The sequence below is a fragment of the Shewanella sp. 0m-8 genome (genome assembly GCF_052977265.1).
Map to the genome: position 1 here is coordinate 1 of NZ_JBRIMB010000095.1, position 3846 is coordinate 3846.

Annotated in this window: 3 protein-coding genes; 2 read left to right on the forward strand and 1 reads right to left on the reverse strand. The window is 39.9% G+C overall.

Going from position 1 to position 3846, the window contains the following annotated elements; all coding sequences use genetic code 11:
- The first annotated feature begins 300 nt into the window (after positions 1-300).
- Both ACVBIO_RS21415 and ACVBIO_RS21420 read left to right on the forward strand, forming a co-directional pair.
- The gene (locus tag ACVBIO_RS21415; RefSeq protein WP_447173414.1) at positions 301-2571 is read left to right on the forward strand and encodes a collagenase; all 2271 of its coding nucleotides are present in this window, start codon (positions 301-303) and stop codon (positions 2569-2571) included.
- 215 nt (positions 2572-2786) lie between these two features.
- Positions 2787-3137, forward strand: coding sequence for a DMT family protein (locus tag ACVBIO_RS21420; RefSeq protein WP_202722221.1), 351 nt, complete (start codon positions 2787-2789; stop codon positions 3135-3137).
- A gap of 167 nt (positions 3138-3304) precedes the next feature.
- Here the strand turns inward: ACVBIO_RS21420 and ACVBIO_RS21425 are convergent.
- Positions 3305-3846: CorA family divalent cation transporter (locus ACVBIO_RS21425; protein WP_447170514.1), on the reverse strand; the 542-nt coding region annotated here is incomplete at its 5' end.

Here is a 3846-nt window from a genome sequence, read left to right on the forward strand (position 1 = left end):
CATGATTATACGCCTATCCTTGACTCTTTTTAGAGTACAGTTTGATAAGCAGTTACACAAAGTTAGTTACAGTCTCCCATTGACATAGCCTCGTTCATTTAAAGGTCGCAATTTTTCGTTGCGGCCTTTTTTATGTCTGATATTTGCCTATTTACTTCAATTCAAGTTGAAATTGTTTCACTTTGAATACTGTATATCATTTGTTACATTTTTGTTGCGTTAAGCATTTCAAATAGCTGAAAGGGTATTTCATCTATTCAAACAGCCATCAAAAAAATAAAAACAGTGTTAGGAGTGGATATGAACCATAGTTACCAAACAAGGAGTGTTAGCCGCACCCATATTTTAAAACCATTAAGTTTAGTGGTTGCACTTAGTTTATCAGCTTGCGGTAGTGATCCTAAAGACGAAGTGTTAGAACTCATTGAGCCAAGCCCGGCACCAGTTGAAACCATTATCGGCGAAGCGTTAACGTTAGATTCTGTAAAAGAGCATATTAATACCAACGAACCGCTTTCTTTTTATGTTGATGTTGAGACCGCTGCTCCAACATTGTTGATCAGCTTATTTAGCGGTATTGAAAATGAGAATTTAGGCGATCCAGATATTTATGTTCGTTACGAAAGCACTGCAACTACAGGTGAGAATGGCGAGTTTGACTGTGTTTCTTACAATGCTTCAGATTATAACGAAACGTGCATAATCGATGATATTCAACCTGGTCGTTATCATATTGTTGTTGATGCTAATTCAGATAAACCGACAGTCGATGCATCCATTCTTGCTACAGCATCATTATTTCAGCATAGCCTTTTGTGTAACGAGTCAGTCAGGATCCGCAGCCAAAATTTAACAGCAACACAAGTACAAGAAGCATGTGAAATTGTGACTGAAACTAAGCAAAAATTCGACACTGTACTGGGCGCTAACATTGCCCCAGAGTTTGGTATACCGGTAGATAATGATTTGAATGAAGTCACTAACATTAATATATTTAGTAGCTTATCAAATTACGCCGCTTGGGCAGAGCATCTATTTGATACGAGTAACTCAAGCGGGATTTATTTCGAAACCTCTCCAACTGAGTGGTGGCATGACTCAACTATTCTCACTTTTAACGCGCTAGAGTGGAGCGGTGGACGTAATGTTATTCGCTCTTTAAGCCATGAGTACATTCATGCGTTAGATGCCCGGTATAACAAAGAAGGCGCATATAAATCAGATATGGCGTGGTGGAGCGAGGGCTTAGCTGAATACATAGGTACCTTCTATCAAAAACAATACCAAAGTATTGTAACTGCCAATGAAGACACGACTTACACTTTACAACAGATCTTTGACGGTGAGAGTAATAGCTATTCGTGGGGTAAATTAGCCGTAGCCTTTTTGATTGAAACCCAGCCTGCTCGTGTTACCTCTATGCTCACTGAAATGCGTGCGGGTAACTGGGAGGCATTTAATACTTTATTGCAAGAAATTGCCAGTAGTCACCAGCAAGAGTTCGTGACTTGGTACCAACAAACACTCACTGAACAATTTGCCGCCAGTGATACTGCATTATCACTAGGTGAATATGCCTCGATTAACGGTCGAGGAGGCTGGTTATACTCAGTTGAGGTTGCAGGTGGAACAGACTCACTCAAGTTCAGCACCCAAGGCGGTTCGGGTAATGTTGATATGTGGGTTAACTATGCTTCTGCTGCACACCCAAGTTTAACTTCACAAGTCACTTGTCGTTCTGAAACGGCTGACTCGAATGAAGAAACTTGTATTATAGATTCCCCTGATGCCGGTCAGTATTTTATTACCATTGGTTCTGACTTTGTGGGCGGTGATATTGTTGACCTATATCTTTCAGCTTGTGCAGGAAATGATTGCAGTGTTTCGTTGCCGGAGCAGCAGCCTTTAAATGCAATTGAAGAACCTTATTTACCACATTGGCCAGAGAAGGGAATACTCGGCACTTGTAGTCTGGCAGAAACCTACCGTACTTCTTATGATTATGCTGAAGACGTGGCGATAACAAATACTACCGATACAGAAGTTAAAGTGTATTGGTTAAGTACCACAAAAGCTGATAAATCAGGTGGTTCATACATGACGCTAGCACAAGGTGATAGCTTTACACCTGAATACTGGTACATTGGCGAGAGGGTGATGTTAACCGATAAGACTGATAACTGCCTCAGTGTGGCGATTTTAAATGATGAAAATAACCAATTCGAAATTAAAGCTGAGCATGTGGTGGGAGCTGTTGATGAAGTCGAGATCCCAGCTGCTACTGCAGAGATAGGCAGTTGTGATCTTGCTGTGCCATATACTAGAGAGTCTGAATATGCTCCGGAGTTTATCGTAGCAAATACGTCAACAACGCCTTATAACTTATACTGGGTAGACTATGATTCTGGTCAACCAAACTTAAGTAATAACTATGCGACACTTGGCGAAAATGAAATGTACACAGCAGATTTCTGGACGATTGGTGACCGAATGATGGTAACGGATAGTGAAAATCAATGCATTGGCGTGCTTAGCTTAAATGACAGTAGCAACATCTTTGTTCTAGATTAATTATTGAGATCTAACTTTAAACGTTAAGCCCGGGTGTAACCGGGCTTTTTTATGTGCCAAAAATGTAGGTTGCAGGAGCTTTACCTTCGCTTTTCAGTAGATTTAACAAATAAAGATTTACGTCTTAAATGCCTATCAGTAGAATGCGCCATCATTTTCAGTCCCCCTCATCAGTGATGTCAATTGATGAGCCTATAGCGTGAGTCTAATCGGCCATGAACCCCATATTTATCAGTATCTCTTTGCTTGTTTGCAGCAATATTTTTATGACATTTGCCTGGTATGCTCACTTAAAAGAGCTGAATAATAAACCATGGATTATTGCTGCACTCATTAGCTGGGGAATTGCGCTGTTTGAATACTTACTTCAAGTTCCAGCTAATCGAATTGGCTATACAGAGTTAAATGTCGGACAGTTAAAAATTCTGCAAGAAGTGATTACCTTGATGGTATTTGTCCCGTTCTCGGTATTTTATTTAAGAGAGCCATTAAAGTTAGATTATCTATGGGCAGGGCTTTGTTTAGTCGGAGCCGTTTACTTTGCTTTCAGAAGTAAGTTTGCTTAATACTTGGAATAATTTGGCGAGTTTCATCTCCAGTCATCGCTGCAGTTGTTACAATTCATGCCACTAGCTGATAACACTAGCCTTTAACGCCACCATTAAACGTGGCGTTTTTGCATCTAAAAACAATGATTTTAAACGTGATTCTTTACAATAAAGCGACAAAAATATTATAGCCAACGCTTTATCTTAAAAAACCAAAAGGTTGCAGCCGCACTGGCAAACATAAGCGCTATGGACCAGGGGTAGCCATAATGCCAATGTACCTCAGGCATATTGTCAAAATTCATACCATAGGTACTTGCTATCAATGTTGGCGGGAGAAACACTACCGCGGCAACGGAAAATATTTTACTGATTTTGTTTTGCTGCAAACCCGTAAAGCCCATAGCAGCATCCATCAAAAAGTTTAGCTTTTCAAAAAGAAACTGAGTATGCGGGATCAATGAAGATATATCAGACAGCATATTACCGATGTCTTTAGTTTCTTCACTAGACAGGTTTTGTTGGTAAACACGCAGCATGTAGTTCAGTGCACGTTGAGTATCAAGTAAATTCAAGCGAACTTTACCATTAGTGTCTTCTCTTATAGTGATCAGTTTAAACACCTCATCGATACGGTCTTTTTCGAAGACTTCATGGCCAATATTTTCCAAAGCGCTGTAAGTATCTTCAATGAGATCGGCTAAATGGTCGACTTTCATTTTAAATA